The organism is Virgibacillus ainsalahensis (assembly GCF_055380755.1).
Genome location: NZ_AP043943.1, coordinates 1,485,469 through 1,501,659 on the forward strand (window position 1 = coordinate 1,485,469; position 16,191 = coordinate 1,501,659).

General features: G+C 38.5%; 19 protein-coding genes. 18 read left to right on the forward strand and 1 reads right to left on the reverse strand.

Annotation, left to right across the window (positions count from 1 at the left end; genetic code table 11):
* Nucleotides 1-181 precede the first annotated feature (181 nt).
* The 6 genes from fapR to rnc all read left to right on the forward strand — a co-directional run bounded on the left by fapR (nucleotide 182) and on the right by rnc (nucleotide 4,547).
* Nucleotides 182-751: a transcription factor FapR gene (fapR, locus tag ACZ427_RS07030; protein ID WP_461179686.1), complete on the forward strand. Its 570-nt coding sequence runs from the start codon at nucleotides 182-184 to the stop codon at nucleotides 749-751.
* A 4-nt stretch (nucleotides 752-755) separates the two neighbouring features.
* The gene (plsX, locus tag ACZ427_RS07035) at nucleotides 756-1,763 is read left to right on the forward strand and encodes a phosphate acyltransferase PlsX (RefSeq protein ID WP_461179685.1); all 1,008 of its coding nucleotides are present in this window, start codon (nucleotides 756-758) and stop codon (nucleotides 1,761-1,763) included.
* Nucleotides 1,760-2,698 (forward strand): ACP S-malonyltransferase, encoded by a 939-nt coding sequence (gene fabD, locus ACZ427_RS07040; protein WP_461179684.1) that lies wholly within the window; start codon nucleotides 1,760-1,762, stop codon nucleotides 2,696-2,698. Before plsX ends, fabD begins: the two co-directional genes overlap by 4 nt.
* The gene (gene fabG, locus ACZ427_RS07045) at nucleotides 2,698-3,438 is read left to right on the forward strand and encodes a 3-oxoacyl-[acyl-carrier-protein] reductase (protein ID WP_461179683.1); all 741 of its coding nucleotides are present in this window, start codon (nucleotides 2,698-2,700) and stop codon (nucleotides 3,436-3,438) included. The genes fabD and fabG overlap by 1 nt, the downstream gene beginning before the upstream one ends.
* A 98-nt stretch (nucleotides 3,439-3,536) precedes the next feature.
* Complete coding sequence (gene acpP / locus ACZ427_RS07050; protein ID WP_461179822.1) at nucleotides 3,537-3,770, forward strand: acyl carrier protein; 234 nt, start codon at nucleotides 3,537-3,539, stop codon at nucleotides 3,768-3,770.
* A gap of 93 nt (nucleotides 3,771-3,863) precedes the next feature.
* Nucleotides 3,864-4,547 (forward strand): ribonuclease III, encoded by a 684-nt coding sequence (gene rnc, locus ACZ427_RS07055; RefSeq protein ID WP_461179682.1) that lies wholly within the window; start codon nucleotides 3,864-3,866, stop codon nucleotides 4,545-4,547.
* 329 nt (nucleotides 4,548-4,876) lie between these two features.
* Here the strand turns inward: rnc and ACZ427_RS07060 are convergent, their stop codons facing one another.
* On the reverse strand, nucleotides 4,877-5,101 hold the full coding sequence (locus ACZ427_RS07060; RefSeq protein ID WP_461179681.1) for a DUF1128 domain-containing protein: 225 nt from the start codon (nucleotides 5,099-5,101) through the stop codon (nucleotides 4,877-4,879).
* 139 nt (nucleotides 5,102-5,240) lie between these two features.
* On the opposite strand from ACZ427_RS07060, the gene smc reads away from it, so the two are divergent.
* The 12 genes from smc (at nucleotide 5,241) to ylqF (ending at nucleotide 16,173) form a co-directional block, all read left to right on the forward strand.
* Nucleotides 5,241-8,807 carry a chromosome segregation protein SMC gene (smc, locus tag ACZ427_RS07065; RefSeq protein ID WP_461179680.1) on the forward strand — a complete coding sequence of 1,189 codons (3,567 nt, stop codon included), beginning with the start codon at nucleotides 5,241-5,243 and terminating at the stop codon, nucleotides 8,805-8,807.
* A gap of 15 nt (nucleotides 8,808-8,822) precedes the next feature.
* Complete coding sequence (gene ftsY, locus ACZ427_RS07070; RefSeq protein ID WP_461179679.1) at nucleotides 8,823-9,815, forward strand: signal recognition particle-docking protein FtsY; 993 nt, start codon at nucleotides 8,823-8,825, stop codon at nucleotides 9,813-9,815.
* An 82-nt stretch (nucleotides 9,816-9,897) separates the two neighbouring features.
* Nucleotides 9,898-10,215 (forward strand): putative DNA-binding protein, encoded by a 318-nt coding sequence (locus ACZ427_RS07075; protein ID WP_461179678.1) that lies wholly within the window; start codon nucleotides 9,898-9,900, stop codon nucleotides 10,213-10,215.
* Nucleotides 10,216-10,228: 13 nt separating this feature from the next.
* Nucleotides 10,229-11,572 (forward strand): signal recognition particle protein, encoded by a 1,344-nt coding sequence (gene ffh, locus ACZ427_RS07080; RefSeq protein WP_461179677.1) that lies wholly within the window; start codon nucleotides 10,229-10,231, stop codon nucleotides 11,570-11,572.
* Between the two features lie 134 nt (nucleotides 11,573-11,706).
* Nucleotides 11,707-11,973, forward strand: a complete 267-nt coding sequence (rpsP, locus tag ACZ427_RS07085) for a 30S ribosomal protein S16 (protein ID WP_461179676.1) — start codon at nucleotides 11,707-11,709, stop codon at nucleotides 11,971-11,973.
* Nucleotides 11,974-11,994: 21 nt separating this feature from the next.
* Nucleotides 11,995-12,222 (forward strand): KH domain-containing protein, encoded by a 228-nt coding sequence (locus ACZ427_RS07090; RefSeq protein WP_461179675.1) that lies wholly within the window; start codon nucleotides 11,995-11,997, stop codon nucleotides 12,220-12,222.
* Nucleotides 12,223-12,311: 89 nt separating this feature from the next.
* The gene (locus ACZ427_RS07095) at nucleotides 12,312-12,701 is read left to right on the forward strand and encodes a YlqD family protein (protein WP_461179674.1); all 390 of its coding nucleotides are present in this window, start codon (nucleotides 12,312-12,314) and stop codon (nucleotides 12,699-12,701) included.
* Nucleotides 12,702-12,712: 11 nt separating this feature from the next.
* A complete protein-coding gene (rimM, locus tag ACZ427_RS07100; protein WP_461179673.1) occupies nucleotides 12,713-13,228 on the forward strand; it encodes a ribosome maturation factor RimM in 516 nt (171 codons plus the stop codon).
* Entirely contained in the window at nucleotides 13,228-13,968 is a 741-nt protein-coding gene (gene trmD / locus ACZ427_RS07105) for a tRNA (guanosine(37)-N1)-methyltransferase TrmD (RefSeq protein WP_461179672.1), read from the forward strand. Before rimM ends, trmD begins: the two co-directional genes overlap by 1 nt.
* 154 nt (nucleotides 13,969-14,122) lie before the next feature.
* Complete coding sequence (gene rplS, locus ACZ427_RS07110) at nucleotides 14,123-14,467, forward strand: 50S ribosomal protein L19 (RefSeq protein WP_461179671.1); 345 nt, start codon at nucleotides 14,123-14,125, stop codon at nucleotides 14,465-14,467.
* A 149-nt stretch (nucleotides 14,468-14,616) separates the two neighbouring features.
* Entirely contained in the window at nucleotides 14,617-15,174 is a 558-nt protein-coding gene (gene lepB, locus ACZ427_RS07115) for a signal peptidase I (RefSeq protein ID WP_461179670.1), read from the forward strand.
* 150 nt (nucleotides 15,175-15,324) lie between these two features.
* Nucleotides 15,325-16,173 carry a ribosome biogenesis GTPase YlqF gene (ylqF, locus tag ACZ427_RS07120; protein ID WP_461179669.1) on the forward strand — a complete coding sequence of 283 codons (849 nt, stop codon included), beginning with the start codon at nucleotides 15,325-15,327 and terminating at the stop codon, nucleotides 16,171-16,173.
* Nucleotides 16,174-16,191: the final 18 nt, after the last annotated feature.

Sequence of the window (16,191 nt, forward strand, 5' to 3'; positions counted from 1 at the left end):
GCATAATCGGAAATGCTATTATATATTACTATTAGTACCAAGTCATAAGAATATATAAATGCACCACCCTTTATATAATATAAGGATGAATGTCCAGGGGGTTCCGTTTAAAGTGCGTGTTTTTAATATCTATCATTCTATATCGGGTGGAAAGCGAAGTATTACTAAGATGGGGTTAAATATGAAAAAAACGAAAGCAGAGCGCCAGCAGATTTTAAAAGAGACAATTGAAGAGTCCCCCTTTATAACTGATGAAATGCTTGCAAAAATGCTTAATGTTAGTATTCAAACGATTCGACTTGACCGGTTGGAACTTTCCATACCGGAACTTCGGGAACGAATAAAATCCGTCGCCAATAATCAATGGAATGAAACTGTAAAAGCATTGCCTCTGGAGGAAGTGATTGGTGAAGTAATTGATTTAGAATTGGACAAGCGGGCAATATCCATTCTGGATATAAAACCGGAGTATGTATTTTCCCGTAATAACATAGCCAGGGGTCACCACCTGTTTGCACAGGCCAATTCACTAGCTGTTGCAGTGATAAATGACGAGTTGGCACTGACAGCAAAATCAGAACTGAAATTTACACGACAGGTAAAAGAAGGCGAACGTGTTGTTGCAAAAGCTACCGTAAAGGGGAATAATAAGGGCTTGACGGTTGTGCAAGTGGACAGTTTTGTAAATAATGAGAAAGTGTTCACAGGACTTTTTCATATGTATCAATCAAATGAAATAAGAGAGGAATAATTTTATGAGATTAGCATTGGACGCCATGGGAGGCGATCATGCACCGAAAGAAATTGTGCTGGGTGCAATGGATGCTATATCCCAGACAAAAGATCTACAAATCACCTTGATTGGTGATGAAAATAGTATTAGAAAATATTTAGCAAATGATAAAAACATTACTGTTATACATACGGATGAGGTAATTACCGGGGATGATGAGCCGGTACGTGCAGTTCGCCGCAAAAAAAAGGCTTCCCTTGTCCTGATGGCACAGGAAGTGAAGGAAAACAGAGCAGATGCTTGTATTTCAGCAGGGAATACAGGCGCATTAATGAGTGCAGGATTATTTGTTGTTGGAAGAATTCCAGGCATAGACCGTCCTGCTTTAAGCCCAACATTACCAACCATGGATGGAAAGGGATTCCTGTTGCTGGATGTAGGTGCTAATGTGGATGCTAAACCAGATCACCTTCTGCAATATGCAATAATGGGATCAATTTATACAGAGAAAGTACGTTCCATTAAAAATCCAACAGTTGGACTGTTAAATATAGGGACAGAAGAAGGAAAAGGAAACGAACTTACAAAAAAGGCCTTTGATTTATTACAAGATGCCCCAATTAACTTTGTAGGAAATGTGGAAGCAAGGGATATATTAAGCGGAGCTGCGGATGTTGTTGTAACAGATGGGTTCAGTGGAAATGTGGCATTAAAAACAATTGAAGGTACGGCGATGACGATGTTTTCGATGTTAAAAGAAACGTTTATGTCATCCACGAAAACAAAAATTGCAGCAGGAATGATAAAAAAGGATCTAAAAGGTCTGCAAAAAAAACTTGATTACTCCGAATACGGTGGGGCAGGTCTGTTTGGCCTATCTGCGCCGGTTATTAAAGCACATGGATCATCTAATCGGAGGGCAGTTTTTAGTGCAATCAGGCAAGCTTGTCATATGGTGGAACATAATGTAACTGAAACCATAGAGACCACCATTGAAACTAGACAGTCGAACGAGGAGGATAATAAATGAAACGTGTAGCTTTCATGTTTCCTGGACAAGGCTCACAAACAGTGGGGATGGGGAAAGAATTCCATGAAAATTTTTCTGAGATTAAGGAACTTTTTCAAGAAGCGAATCAGTCATTAAATAAAGATATTACCAGTCTTATGTTTGAAGGACCTGTGGAGAAATTAACAGAAACCGAAAATGCACAACCAGCACTGCTATTATCCAGTATTGCCGTCCATACTTTGTTATTAAAAGAGCAAATTCAACCAGTAATGACAGTTGGACACAGCTTAGGCGAATACAGTGCACTGGTTGCTGCTGGAGCAATTTCTTTGGAAAAGGCTTTGCCCCTTGTTGCCACACGTGGTAAATTAATGGAAGAAGCATTTCCCGAAGGCCAAGGTACAATGGCTGCAATACTTGGATTATCTCAGGAAAAGGTAGAAAAGACACTTGAAGGAATAACCGATGAGGTTGTCGATCTGGCGAACTTGAATTGTCCTGGACAGATTGTCATTTCAGGGTCAAAGGAAGGTATTGAACAGGCTAAAGTAGCTTTAAAGGAAAACGGGGCTAAACGTGTCCTTCCACTGAACGTCAGTGGACCATTCCATTCCAGGTTAATGGAATCAGCGAATGGAAAATTTGCCACTTATTTAAATGAAGTGGAAATTAATAATGCGAGTATTCCGGTATATGCCAACGTGTCTGCTGAACCTGTCACAGACAGCAGTGAAATAAAGGATCTTCTGCTAAGACAACTATATTCTCCTGTGCGATTTGAAGCTTCCATCCGTCATATGATTGATCAGGGTGTAGATGCTTTTGTAGAAGTAGGTAATGGAAAGGTTCTGAGTGGTTTAATAAAAAAAATCAATCGCAGAACACCAACGTTTGCCGTACAGGATATGGATTCATTCAATAAATTTATTTCATGGTACAAGGAGGAATCCTAATGTTAAAAGGGAAGACTGCACTAGTGACAGGGGCTTCACGCGGAATTGGACGGGCAATTGCATTGGAATTGGCAAATCAAGGTGCAAATATAGCAGTGAATTACGCTGGCAGTGAAGCAAAAGCTCAAGGTGTTGTAGAGGAAATTGAGCAACTGGGTGTAAAGGCATGTAAGTTACAGGCTGATGTCGCAAACGAGTCAGATGTAAAAGGGATGGTAAAAGAAGTAATTAGTGAGTTCGGCAGCCTGGATATTTTGGTGAATAATGCTGGAGTGACGAGAGATAATTTATTGATGCGAATGAAAGAAGAAGAATTTGACCAAGTCATTAATACGAATCTTAAAGGTGTATTTGTTTGTACGAAGGCAGTTACTAGACAAATGATGAAACAAAAATCTGGCAGAATCGTAAACGTGGCATCCATCGTAGGTGTCAGCGGAAACCCGGGGCAGGCTAATTACACAGCTGCTAAAGCTGGTGTTATAGGCTTCACCAAAACAACCGCAAAAGAATTGGCATCTCGAAACATTCTTGTGAACGCTGTCGCACCTGGTTTCATTTCAACTGATATGACGGATGCACTTAATGAGGCCCAGTATGAAAGCACGCTGTCTTTAATTCCATTGGAAAAACTTGGCACACCGGAAGATGTGGCAGGAGTTGTGCGTTTTCTTGTATCTAAAGACGCAAATTACATTACTGGACAGACGATTCATATTGATGGCGGAATGGTAATGTAAAAAAATTGGCATGCATAACGGGAAGTATGAAATAATAGGAAACGCTCATTTAGAACATGATTGAATGTTTTATTCCATTTGAAGGGGGGTGAAGATTGGTGGCAGATGTATTTGATAAAGTAAAAGCAATTATTGTTGACCGTCTTGATGTTGAAGAATCCAAAGTAACCATGGAAGCTTCTTTTAAAGATGATCTGGAAGCAGACTCTTTAGATGTTGTTGAGCTTGTTATGGAACTTGAAGACGAGTTTGATATGGAAATTGCTGATGAGGAAGCTGAAAAAATAAATACAGTTGGAGATGCTGTAAACTACATAAATAGTTTGCAGTAAATAAGAGCAAAGTCTCCGAATCTTAACTGACAATAGAAAGTCTCGCATAAGCGGGACTTTCCGTATATTTAAAGAATCGAGGTGGCATTGTGTATGGATTCTACACAATTGGAAAACCAGTTAAGTATTACATTTAATGACCATGATTTGCTCAAACAGGCTTTTATCCATTCATCTTATGTGAATGAGCATCGGCAGGAAATATTTTCGGATAATGAACGATTGGAATTTTTAGGGGATGCTGTATTGGAATTAGGTGTATCCCAGTATTTATATCGGAAAAATACCAATATGCCAGAAGGAGAGATGACTAAATTACGTGCAGCAATAGTTTGTGAACCTTCTCTTGCGAATTTTGCCCGGGGTTTGAAATTTGGTAACCATATTTTACTGGGAAAAGGGGAGGAACAAACAGGAGGTCGTGATAGGTCAGCATTATTGGCAGATGTATTTGAAGCATTTCTCGGAGCACTATATTTAGATCAGGGTTATGAGGTTGCACTGCAATTTTTGAAGGATCATATTTTTCCGAAAATAGATACAGGTGCTTTTTCGCATGCGATGGATTATAAAAGTCAATTACAGGAATTGATACAACAATACAAAAATCAAACAATTGAGTATAAAATTATGGACGAAAAGGGGCCTGCGCATGATAGAGAGTTTATTGCTCAGGTTTTCATAAAAGACGATATTGTTGGGAAAGGAATCGGCAAAACCAAGAAAGAGGCTGAACAACGGGCTGCAAAAGCAGCATTGGACAGATTTAATTCATAATATGGACGCACACGCAGAATAAAAGCTTGGCGCCTTGTTACACACCCTAAGAAAAGAGAGAAAGTTCGACTAAGAGCGGTGCCACTAATACGTGAGCAACACCGAACCGACCCACGTCGTGTGGGCTGTGGCTGAAAGCTTTAACTCAACATGCACGTTTTGTGTTCGTGAGGGGTAGAAGCGCACTGACAAGGTATTGATATACTGTCAAAATTATATACATTCTTAACGGTTGAAAAAGGCTGGAAATAAAATGATCCAGCCTTTTTCAGGCAGTTAAGCAAGTATAAAATTGCCTTACTGATACTTACTTTATTAGAATTCTAAAGTTAACTTTTTCGTACAGTACGCAATTCTTCAATAAATGCCTGCGTCTCTGCTGCGCTAAGGTTACCTTTTTGTAAAATCATATCATACATAAGCTTTAAATCATCATACTTATCGATATTATAATCATCTGGATCCAAGATCGTGCGATTAACAACATTCAACCGATCGGCTAGTTCGTTTAGGATAATTTTCATGTTTTCCTGTGATGGATAATCCAAATTCATAATAGCACCCCTTCATCTCTTCTTTTGTACATGTATTTATGATAAAATATATGCGGTAAAAAGCCAAATGTTTTTTATGAAAAGAAGAATAAATTTTTCTGCTGCGTGGAATGGGATTTTTTCAATTAGGAGAATGTATATGTATTTAAAACGGTTGGAAAGTGTGGGCTTTAAATCATTTGCTGAACGCATAAATGTAGATTTTGTACCAGGTGTAACAGCAGTTGTAGGTCCAAATGGAAGTGGAAAAAGCAATATAACCGATGCCATTCGATGGGTGCTTGGAGAGCAATCAGCAAAATCATTACGCGGCTCCAAAATGGAAGACATCATATTCCAGGGCAGTGATACGAGGAAACCGTTAAATATTGCAGAAGTTACGTTAGTTCTTGATAATCAAGATAAAGAATTGCCGCTTGACTATGAAGAAGTAAGTGTAACAAGACGAGTCTATCGTTCAGGAGACAGTGAGTTTTACATGAATAAACAATCCTGCAGACTAAAGGATATTGTTGATTTATTTATGGATTCTGGACTTGGAAGAGAAGCTTTTTCCATCATCAGTCAAGGGAAGGTAGAAGAAATACTGAGCTCAAAAGCAGAAGAAAGAAGAACAATCTTTGAAGAAGCGGCTGGTGTATTAAAATATAAGCAACGTAAAAAGAAAGCTGAATATAAATTGACGGAAACACAATCAAACTTGAGCCGGGTAGAAGATATCATACATGAAATAGAACAGCAAATAGCCCCACTGGAGCAACAGGCGGAAAAGGCAAAAAGATATAATAAACTGAAAGAAGAATTAAAACAGAAAGAAATAGCCCTCCTCATAACTGAAATTGAGAAACTTCATGATGAATGGGAAGCCTTAAAAAAGAAACTGGAGAAAGAAAAAACAGAGGAAATTAAACGTAAAACAGCTATCCAGAAGAAGAATGCTGCATTGGAAAATGAAAGGCAGGAAATACAAAAACTGGATGATTCTGTAGAAGAGGCACAATCCAGTTTATTGGAAGTTACACAGGTGCTTGAACAGTATGAAGGAAAAAAACATTTGCTTCACGAACGGGCGAAACATTTTGAACAAAACCGGCAAAAACTAAAGAAACAAAAAGAAGAAGCAGCAGTGCGCATAGGAAAGCTTCATGATGAACTTGTGAAAGAAAATAAATTGCTTTTTGAATTACAAACGGTCAAAAAGAAGACAAAGTCAGAAACAAAAAAATTGGAACAGAAATTATCCGTTGCCAATGAAAATATCTCTGAAAAAATTGAGAATTTAAAATCAGATTATATTGAGCTTCTCAACAATCAGGCGGCAAAACGCAATGAAAGACAAACAATTAGCCAGCAATTGCAACAATTTGATGCGAAAAAAGATAAACAGACTAATAAATTCCGGGAGCTCTTACAATTAAGGGAAGAAACCACAGCAAATCTTGACCAAACGAAATTAAAATTTAAAGCACAGGAAAAGCATTGTGTAGAAAAAGAAAATCAAATTATACAGTTGAAAAAAGAGATTGAACAGGGACGAAATGACCTTGAGGAATCACAAACAAAGCTGCATAAGGGATATCAGCATATTGAAAAACTGAACTCCAGAAAAGAAATGCTCGAAGAAATGAAAGAGGATTTTCAAGGATTTTTCCATGGTGTAAAAGCAGTACTGAAGGCAAGGAAAGAACGGCTTCTTGAGAATATTCATGGTGCTGTTATTGAACTTATCGATGTTCCGAATAAATATATTACAGCAATAGAAACCGTTCTGGGGGGACAAGCGCAGCATATCGTAGTGAATGATGATCAGGCTGCCCGCAAGGCTATTTCATGGTTGAAGCAAACAAATAATGGCCGTGCGACTTTCTTACCGCTGGCATCTATACAAGAACGGTTTGTCCCTAAGGATACACTTGGAAGGATAGATAATCATAGAGGATTTGTTGGAATTGCAGCAGATTTGGTGAATACAAATGCTGCCTATAAACGAGCTATTGACCATCTAATGGGCCATGTAATTATTGCTAAAAATTTAAAAGATGCAAATGAAATTGCGCAAATTGCCATGAAAAGGTTCCGTGTTATAACCCTTGAGGGAGACATCGTGAATCCGGGTGGTTCCATGTCCGGTGGTTCACAGAAGAAATCTAATCAATCCTTATTTACACGGGAAAAAGATTTAGGAGAAATTACGGAAAAGCTTGATGACTTTCAACAAAAGGCTGAAAAATTCAACCAGAAAGTCAAGACACAAAAAAAACAACTTGCTGAAAAAGAGAATCTCCTGAAAATGGAGGAAAATGAGATTGGCCCTGAACAGCAAATACTGCAGCAATTGCGATCGAAATATAAAGAATTGGAAATGAAAAGCGCATCAATCAATGACAATCTGGTTTTATATGATCAGGATAAACAGCAATTTGATCAGGAAAGTGATGAACTGAGGCTACGTGATAAAGAATTGTCAAAAGAATTAAGTGGACTAAAACATCAGCTTGAAACAATGCAGAATGAAATTGATACATTGACGCTTCAGGAGTCAGCTGTTAAAGAAAATGAAGAGCAGCTTCAGCAGAGTCTGCATGAAAAACAGATTACACTGGCAGAACAGGAAGAACGAGTCAGAAATCAACGCGAAAAAACGAATACACTGCAACAGCAGCTAGCAGAGGCAGAGCGGCAATATAATGCCAGCAATGCTGAATTAAATGAACTTATTGGCTTTAACCAATCAGAAAAAACCGAAGAAGAAATCGATCAAACGATTCAAAGCAAAAAACAGCAAAAAACGGATTTAGCAAACTCCATCAAACAAAAACGTTCCCAACGATCAGCCCGGACTCAGGCAATACAAGACCAGGAAAGGGAATTAAAAGAGGAAAATAAGAAACATCAAGACTTTCTGCAGGAAATACAGCAAATAGAAGTCCATGTAAATCGGCTGGATGTCGATTTGGAAAACAGACTATCCCGTTTACAAACCGAATATACGATAACTTTTGAAAAAGCAAAACAAACGTATGAAAAAACGAATGATATCGAAACAGCAATCTCAAAGGTTGAACAGCTCAAGACTGGAATTGATCAGTTAGGAACTGTCAATCTAGGAGCCATCGACGAATACGAACGTATTTCCAAACGTTATACTTTTTTAACAGAACAGAGAAATGATCTGGTTGAAGCCAAAGAAACGTTATATGCTGTAATTGCTGAAATGGATGAAGAAATGAAAAAGCGGTTTGGGGATACATTTACACAAATCAGGGAAGAATTTGCCGTGGTCTTCCAACAATTATTTGGAGGTGGAAGTGCTGAATTAAAATTAACCGATCCAAAAAAATTATTGGATACCGGTGTAGAAATTGTTGCACAACCACCCGGAAAGAACCTGCAGCATTTGGGTTTGCTTTCTGGTGGAGAGCGGGCATTAACAGCTATTTCTTTATTATTTGCTATACTACGTGTCCGTCCAGTGCCTTTTTGTGTATTGGACGAAGTGGAGGCAGCATTGGACGAAGCGAATGTCAGCCGTTTTGCAAAATATATAAAAACATATAGTGAAAAAACTCAATTTATAGTTATTACACACCGTAAAGGTATGATGGAAGAAGCGAATGTACTATATGGTGTTACCATGCAGGAGTCAGGAGTATCACGTTTGGTTTCTGTACGTTTGGAAGAAACGAAAGAATTGATTCAATCATAGGGAGGAATTCATTTCATGGGCTTTATGGATAAATTAAAAAATAGATTTAAACAAACGGAAGAGAAGGAAGAAGTATCAACCAAATATAAAGAGGGCATGAAAAAAACCCGGAATTCATTTTCAGGTAAAATTAATGATCTTATAGCCCGTTATCGTAAGGTTGATGAAGATTTCTTCGAAGAACTGGAAGAAGTACTGATAGGTGCCGATGTTGGCGTAATGACTGTGATGGATCTAACTGATGAGTTGAAAATGGAGGTGAAGCGCCAAAATATTAAGGATACAAAAGATGTGAAGGAAGTAATCTCTGAAAAACTTGTTGAAATCTACTACGGAGAAAATGATAAAGAAATGGAAACATTAAATCTCCAGGAAGACCAACTTTCTGTTATATTGGTTGTTGGTGTAAACGGTGTGGGGAAAACGACTTCTATTGGCAAGCTTGCACATCAGTTAAAACAGCAGGGAAAGAAAGTTGTACTTGCTGCAGGCGATACATTCCGTGCCGGAGCGATTGAGCAACTGGAAATATGGGGAGAACGAGCGGATGTAGATGTCATTAAACAAGGTGCAGGAAGCGATCCGGCTGCCGTTATTTTCGATGGGATAAAAGCTGCAAAGTCACGTGGGGCAGATGTCCTTATTTGTGACACAGCAGGCAGACTTCAAAACAAGGTAAATTTAATGAATGAATTATCAAAAGTGAAGCGCGTAATTCATCGTGAAATACCAGGTGCTCCACATGAAGTGCTGCTTGTACTGGATGCAACAACAGGTCAAAATGCACTGACCCAGGCAAAAACCTTTTCTGAAAGTACCGATGTATCTGGTATTGTTTTAACCAAACTAGATGGAACTGCAAAAGGAGGAATCGTTCTGGCGATTCGTAATGAATTGGATATACCTGTTAAGTTTGTCGGTCTCGGGGAGCAGGCGGAAGACTTACAGGAATTCGATGCACATGCCTTTGTATATGGCCTTTTTGCAGACATGCTGGATGAGGAATGATGATTTAGAGGCCTTGACAATGCAACAGTTTTTGATTTACTATATATTGTAAAGGTTTTTCACTTAACAAGGGGTGGCTGAATTGCTGGAAAAAACAACCCGTATTAATTATTTATTTGATTTTTATCAGGCACTACTGACATCCAAACAACGGAGTTACATGGAAATGTACTATCTGGAGGATTATTCACTGGGAGAGATTTCCGAGTTGTTTCAGGTTTCGCGACAGGCTGTGTATGATAATATTAAAAGGACAGAAACAATGCTCGAATCATACGAGGAAAAACTTCATTTATACAGGAAATTTGAACAGCGTATCGAAATCATTGATCAGCTGGAAGAATCAGTGACAGAGAAAAATACGTTGAACATGATAAATCAATTAAAAGAATTAGATTAGGAGGACACCTTCTATGGCATTTGAAGGATTGGCCGAACGCCTGCAAGGTACAATTAAAAAAATTACAGGCAAAGGGAAGGTATCCGAACAAGACGTGAAAGAAATGACACGTGAAGTTCGTCTTGCTCTCCTGGAAGCCGACGTTAACTTTAAAGTTGTTAAAGATTTGATCAAGCGAATTAAAGAACGGGCCGTTGGGCAGGAAGTAATGGAAAGTTTAACCCCGGGACAGCAGGTCATCAAAGTTGTTAAGGAGGAATTAACAACACTGATGGGTGGAGAGCAGAGCAAAATTGCTGTCGCTGATCGCCCGCCAACTGTAATAATGATGGCAGGTCTTCAAGGTGCTGGTAAAACAACCACAACTGGTAAGCTGGCCAACCACCTGCGAAAAAAACATAATCGCTCTCCATTACTTGTTGCAGCGGATATTTATCGTCCGGCTGCAATCAAACAGCTGGAAACACTTGGTGAACAACTTGATATGCCTGTTTTTTCAATGGGTACAGAAGCGAATCCTGTTGATATCGCGGAAAAAGCAATTGAAAAAGCGAAAAAAGAACATCATGATTACGTGATTATTGATACAGCAGGTCGTCTGCACGTTGACAATGAATTAATGGATGAATTACAGCAGGTTAAGTCTTCCGTGCAACCGGATGAGATTTTCCTTGTTGTTGATGCAATGACAGGTCAGGATGCTGTTAATGTTGCTGAGAGTTTTAATGAACAGCTTGATATAACCGGTGTTGTATTAACAAAACTTGATGGTGATACACGCGGTGGTGCGGCTTTATCAATTAAAGCTGTAACCGATAAACCGATTAAATTTGCCGGGATGGGTGAGAAACTGGATGAACTCGAAGCTTTTCATCCGGAACGAATGGCCTCAAGAATTCTCGGGATGGGCGACGTTCTATCATTAATTGAAAAAGCGCAAACCAATGTAGATGAAAAACAGGCGAAAGACCTGGAGGAAAAAATGCGCACGATGTCGTTTACCTTTGATGACTTTTTGGAGCAAATGGGCCAAGTGAAAAATATGGGTCCATTGGATGATTTGATGGCGATGATCCCCGGGGCAAATAAAATGAAAGGCTTGAAGAATGCACAGTTGGATGAGAAGCAGCTTGTGCATGTAGAGGCGATTATTCAATCAATGACAAAGAAAGAAAGACAGGAACCAAGTATTATGAATGCAAGCCGTAAAAAGCGCATTGCCCAAGGATCTGGAACTTCTGTTTCTCAAGTGAACCGTTTGTTAAAGCAATTTGAGGAAATGAAGAAAATGATGAAACAGATGACCAACATGCAAAAAGGGAAAAAAGGCAAAGGAATGAAGTTTCCGTTCATGTAATATAAATGGCGGTAAAAGATAGACCCCGTCGATATTTATTTTTTGTTGCAATGTAATGGAAAAACACTTTACAGACCAAGAAGTTTCTGTTAGAATCTAAACTTGTGAAAACATTTTATTGGAGGTGCAAGGAAATGGCAGTTAAAATCCGTATGAAACGTATGGGTTCAAAAAGAAATCCATTTTATCGTATTGTTGTAGCTGATTCACGTTCTCCTCGTGACGGACGTTCTATTGAACAGATTGGAACCTATAACCCTGTAGTGAATCCAGTTGAAGTTAAAATAGATGAAGAAAAAGCCCTTGATTGGATGACAAAAGGCGCAAAGCCAAGTGATACTGTTCGCAATCTTTTCTCAAAAGAAGGCATCATGAAGAAATTCCACGACCAGAAAAATTAAACAGTAAAGTAGTGTGATATCATGAAAGCCCTGATTGAATCTATCGTAACATCCTTAGTTGACCATCCGGATGACATCGTTGTATCGGAAACCAAAGAGGACACAAAGATTGTTTACCATCTTACGGTGAATCCGGATGACGTCGGCAAGGTGATAGGTAAAAATGGTCGGATTGCAAAAGCAATTCGCACGGTTGTTTACGCTGCTAAATCAGAAGAAAAAAAGCGCATTTATTTAGACATCATGTAAAAGGGAAAGGGGATCAGGACCTCTTTCCCTTTTACACATACTTCTTTGTGCTACTAAATTCAAGACATTTGTGAGAGTGAGGAAGAACAGTGAAAATAATCAAAAAAGTCCCGATCAAACAAATTGTCACAAAGAAAAGCAAGGAAAAAATGAACACAAATTTTATAGAATCAAAAATGCGGCTTGAACAAGAGTGTCAACAACTCCGGTTCGAACAACGGAAACTCCAGAACAAATCAGGGGTATCCAAGCAGGAAGTCAATAGGAGATTTCAGCAGGAAATTAATAAACGTAAAGAAAAAATAAAGCTGATTGATTTTAAAATTGAACAACTGGAAATTCTTGAAATGGGCAGTGAGATTATCGAAAAAGAAGTTGAAGCTCTTGTTGAGGTGGAGGTCGGCTCGCATTGGGAAGAACTTATGGGAGAACAGGCAATTGTTGTTAAAGATGGTATTGTAATTCGAATGGATGAGTAGCAGGTGATAAAATGACCAAAGAGATGTTTAATATAGGTGAAGTCGTGAATACCCATGGAATTCATGGTGAAGTTAAAGTATTTCGTATTAGTGATTTTGAAGAGCGTTTTTCTATCGGAAAAACGGTATATGCAGTGAAAGAAAACGAACAACCGCACAAACTGACTATAGCTGCACACCGCACACACAAGGGTTTTGATCTTATTCGATTTAAAGGTTATGATAATATAAATGAGGTAGAGCACTTTAAAGGTTCTCAACTGAAAATAACCAAAGATCAGCTTACTGATTTAGAGGAAAATGAATTTTATTACCATGAAATCATAGGGTGCGAAGTTTTTAGCGTGGATCATACAAAGGTCGGGGTTATTAAAGAAATTCTTTCACCTGGGGCAAATGATGTTTGGGTGATAAAACAGCAAAAGGGAAAAGACATCCTTATCCCCTATATTGAGAGTGTAGTGAAAAATATTGATGTGAAAGAAAAAAAAATAGTCATTGAACCAATGGAAGGATTGCTTGATTAATGCATATTGACATATTAACTCTTTTTCCGGATATGATTTCAGGAGTTTTCAATTCATCGATTCTTAAAAAGGCTAATGATAATGGAAAATTCAGCTATAATCTGATTAATTTTCGGGATTATACGGAAAACAGGCATAATAAAGTAGACGACTATCCATATGGCGGAGGAGCGGGAATGGTCCTGACACCTCAGCCTGTTTTTGACGCGGTGGAAGCTGTAACGAAGGAAAGAGCTACAAAGCCCAGAGTCATTCTTTTGTGTCCACAAGGCGAACCATACAATCAAAAAAAAGCGGAAGAACTTGCTCGGGAAGATCATCTTGTATTTATTTGCGGTCACTATGAAGGATATGATGAAAGAATTAGGGAGCAAATAGTGTCAGATGAAATATCCATAGGAGATTATGTGTTAACAGGCGGAGAGCTTGGTGCAATGGTTGTAGTTGATAGTGTTGTCCGGTTATTGCCGGACGTACTTGGTAATAAAGACTCTGCTCCAGAAGATTCTTTTTCAACAGGTTTGCTGGAGCATCCCCATTATACGAGGCCAGCCAATTTTCGTGGTATAAAAGTTCCGGATATTTTGTTATCAGGAGATCATGCGAAAATTAATACATGGCGTAGAAAAGAATCATTAAAGAGGACGTATGAACGAAGAAAAGAATTATTAGATTCACTTGTTTTATCTGAGGATGACAAGAGATTACTGGATGAAATTAAAAATAAAAAGGGAAACTAGAAATTCCTGATTTTATTCATAAAATTTAGTTGAACTCTATTAATCATTATGTTATATTAATTATTGTGCTTAAAGATTGCCTTTAAGTCGTATAAACGATGTTCCGCTGTTCCTTAGTGAAGGATGAACATTGGTTTGGAAGGAGTGAAGTAGAATGCAAAATATTATTGCTGACATCACAAAAGATCAACTTCGTACGGACCATCCTGATTTCCGGCCTGGTGACACTTTGAAAGTTCACGTGAAGGTTGTTGAGGGAACCCGCGAACGTATCCAGGTGTTCGAAGGTGTTGTAATCAAACGTCAAAATGGTGGAATTAGTGAAACATTTACAGTAAGAAAGATTTCTTACGGTGTAGGTATTGAACGAACATTCCCTTTACATTCCCCTCGTATTGATAAAATCGAAGTTTCTCGTCGGGGTATTGTACGTCGTGCGAAATTGTATTATCTTCGTAACCTGCGTGGAAAAGCTGCTCGTATTAAAGAACGTCGCTAGTCCATGTAACCTTATAAAAATGATGCTGGAAAGGAGCTTGTCAATTTGCACAAGCTCCTTTTTGTATTATTTCTTAAAAGTTGAATGATAGCTCAAAACTCGACTACAATAATTAGTAGACATACAATGTAAATGTCGGAGGGGAATACATGGCAAATAAAAAGAGTGGAAAAAGTGACTGGTTTGATTGGGTAAAGGCACTGTTAATTGCGTTTGGTTTGGCATTTGCTGTTCGAATGTTCTTTTTTGCACCAATTGTAGTGGATGGTCCCTCGATGTTACCAACCTTAGAGGACAGGGATCAAATGATTGTTAATAAATTCATATATCGAATCAGTGAACCGGAACGTTTCGATATCGTAGTTTTTCATGCTTCTGCACAACAGGATTTCATTAAAAGGGTAATTGGATTGCCTGGTGAACATGTTGCTTATGAAGACGACGTGCTATACATTGATGGAAAAGCAGTAGAAGAACCATTTTTAAGTAAGCAAAATGATAACCAGGGAGTTTTCACCAATGATTTTTCACTGGAACACTTACCTGGTGGATATGAAACAATTCCTGAAGGCCATTTACTTGTGCTAGGGGATAATCGTGAAAATTCAACAGATAGTCGCATGTTGGGGGTTATCCCAGAGGATGAAATTGTAGGAAAAACAGGTTTAATCTATTGGCCGTTGGAACGAGTGCAAATTGTAGAATAAGATTGGGGTGGAATAACCGGGTAATTCAGGACCCCATAGCTTTTTTGTACACATGTATAAAGGGATGCCTAAGAACAAAAATCAGACGAACATAGAAATTTCAGGATGTTTTTGAAGGAAATTCAAACACCCTTTGAGGAGTAGGTAATAATGACGATACAATGGTTTCCTGGGCATATGGCAAAAGCCAGACGGGAAGTTGAGGAGAAATTGAAGCTTGTAGATTTTGTCATGGAGCTTGTGGATGCTAGAGCGCCATTATCCTCTCAAAATCCTATGCTACAACAAGTTTTGCAGAATAAACCGAAAATGGTTGTTTTGATGAAAAAAGACTTGGCCGATCATCGGGAAACGGAGAAGTGGATAGCTCATTTTAATGAAGAGAATATCCAGGCAATAGCTATAGATGTTAATGATAAAACAGATATTAAATACGTCATCCAACTGGCAAAAGAGCTCGGTCAGGAAAAAATGGATAAGTTAATGAAAAAAGGTATTCAACCACGTCCTGCCAGAGCAATGATTGTTGGAATACCAAATGTAGGAAAGTCAACGTTGATTAACCGTCTGGCAAATAAAAAAATTGCCAAGACTGGAGACAGACCAGGGGTTACAAAACAACAGCTTTGGATTAAAATAAAAAAAGATTTTGAACTACTGGATACACCAGGAATTTTATGGCCGAAATTTGAAGATGAAATCGTGGGTTATCGACTTGCTGCCATCGGAACAATTAAGGATCAATTGCTTTCACTTCAAGATATTGTTGCTTTCGTGATTCAATACATGCAGGAAAATTATCCGGATTTTCTTGAAAAGCGTTATGATGTAAGTCGTGACATGCAAGATATGTGGGAGATTTTTGTAGCTATTGGAAAACAGCGGGGAGCGTTGGAAAGTGGTGGTAATGTTAACTTTGACAAGGTTTCAGACATTGTACTACGCGATCTTCGTACAGGAAAACTCGGTAATGTTACATTGGAATCAGCTAAGGATTAAATGGCATGTATCTTTAAG